The sequence below is a fragment of the Phocaeicola intestinalis genome (assembly GCF_014837065.1).
GTDB lineage: Bacteria > Bacteroidota > Bacteroidia > Bacteroidales > Bacteroidaceae > Phocaeicola > Phocaeicola intestinalis.
In genome coordinates this window covers 1-1,308 of the sequence record NZ_JACSPP010000128.1, presented here as the reverse complement: position 1 = coordinate 1,308, position 1,308 = coordinate 1, and the positions used below count along the sequence as shown (strand labels likewise).

Annotated in this window: 1 protein-coding gene; it reads right to left on the bottom strand. The window is 41.1% G+C overall.

Features of this window, described 5'->3' with window-relative positions; translation table 11 throughout:
- Window positions 1-153 precede the first annotated feature (153 nt).
- On the bottom strand, window positions 154-1,122 hold the full coding sequence (locus tag H9625_RS17315; RefSeq protein WP_191765563.1) for a DUF5106 domain-containing protein: 969 nt from the start codon (window positions 1,120-1,122) through the stop codon (window positions 154-156).
- Between the last annotated feature and the right edge of the window lie 186 nt (window positions 1,123-1,308).

The following is a 1,308-nucleotide window of genomic DNA, read 5'->3' as shown; positions in this document are numbered from 1 at the left end:
TGTAAGATTAATAATCTTACAGCGTGAAGATTAATAATCTTTCGGCATGAAGATTAATAATCTTACAAACAAGGCAGCTATGTGATTTGTCTTTTATTTGTTGATTTATGTTCAGGCAAGTATTCTCAAAAGCGGAAACTAAGAAACTGTTTCTTAAAAATGTAATGCGGCACGGATACGTGCGTAGGGGGCATCTTTCAAAATGACTTTTTTATTCCCATCAAGCAGGTAAAGCGATGGCATGGCTTTCAGGTCATAGAGGGCGTTTAGCTTGATAGCCTCACGGTCGGTGCCTACCATCCAGTTGGCCGGGAGGTTGGAGAGATCGCTACGCCATGCTTCTGGATTACCTTCGGTGTAAATGGCCAATACGGTGAGTTTACCATCGGTTACAGCATCTGCCAAGGTCTGGTCGTGCAGCATGTCTTGCATGATTTCATGACAACTGGGGCATTCCGGATCATAGAATATCAGCAGCAGACGGTTGTTTGAGGCTGGAGTTTGATGAAGTTTGCTTGCCTGTCCGTTGGGTAGATAATACGTAAAGTCAGAAGCAAGTGTACCAGGCTGGTTCCGGCTGATGAGCTTTTGTTTGAAAGCCAATGTGCTTTTAGTCGCATCGTCTATGGTTTTGCTTTGCAGCATACGGTTCAGGTAAACAAGATACAATGCTTCGTTGTATAAGGGTGAGTTGGGATTGTATAAATATTCGTCGAACAAATGCATGAATGTTTTGTACGCTTCCTGTTGCTGTTCTATATGCGAGCAGAGAGCATCCAGACTCTTTGTGATTTCTTGTGAAGAACTTTCACCATCTGCCAGTAACGAGATGTGATTGACGAATCCTTGTTCGGTTATGTCACGGTTATTAAGTAAAGTCGTGTCGGAGAAGTTGAAATTATCCCAATAGTGTGCCAATAGAAATTCACGACGTTCCTCCGGCTCAGTCAACATCACTGGAATGTCGGGGAAAGGGAACTGTGCTTTGTCTGGTTGTGTGGCTACATTTTCTTTTTGTCTGGACGTGTGTTCTTCGGTCGCATGCTGTTTTTGCCCGGAGGTGCATGAAGTTCCGAGAATGATGCATACAATTGCGATGTAGTAATAAAGGTGTGTTTTCATACCCATATTTTTTGAATATTACAAGTGCAAAGATACGATTTTATAAATGAAGAATGAAGGATTTAGCATAAAGAATCCTTGCAAATTTGGCTTGGCATACATTCTTTATCTTTAGTTCCTATGTTTGTAATGTGCTAGCAAAATAGCATAAAGCCAAGAGAATTATTAAATTTGTAAATGAAAGAA